This window comes from Bacillus sp. SIMBA_008 (genome assembly GCF_046535495.1).
In the GTDB taxonomy this organism is placed as follows: Bacteria; Bacillota; Bacilli; order Bacillales; family Bacillaceae; genus Bacillus; species Bacillus subtilis.
In genome coordinates this window covers 1-256 of record NZ_JAWRWL010000801.1, presented here as the reverse complement: position 1 = coordinate 256, position 256 = coordinate 1, and the positions used below count along the sequence as shown (strand labels likewise).

The window sequence follows — 256 nt, the reverse complement described above, 5'->3', positions numbered from 1 at the left end:
ACCGCCCAGATCGCCAGCGGCTCCGGCTCGGCGTCGGCCAGGACGACCTGCTCCAGGCGCTCGTCGCCTTCGCCCTGCCCAAGCCAGGGGCGGGCGAACCAGTACGAGACGTTGGCGATGCCCAGCCCGCTCCTGCAGGCCTGGAACAGCACCTCGATCGAACTGGCCGAGAACCGCCCGGCCACCCGCTGCCGCATCGCCCTGCCCTCGCGCACGAAGGCCCAGTGCGAGGCGCCCGTCGCCACCAGGCAGTCAT

1 protein-coding gene is annotated in these 256 nt (G+C 72.7%); it reads right to left on the bottom strand.

Translation table 11 applies throughout. From position 1 onward, the window contains the following. Positions 1–256: LysR substrate-binding domain-containing protein (locus SB658_RS25525; RefSeq protein WP_410603238.1), on the bottom strand; the 256-nt coding region annotated here is incomplete at both ends.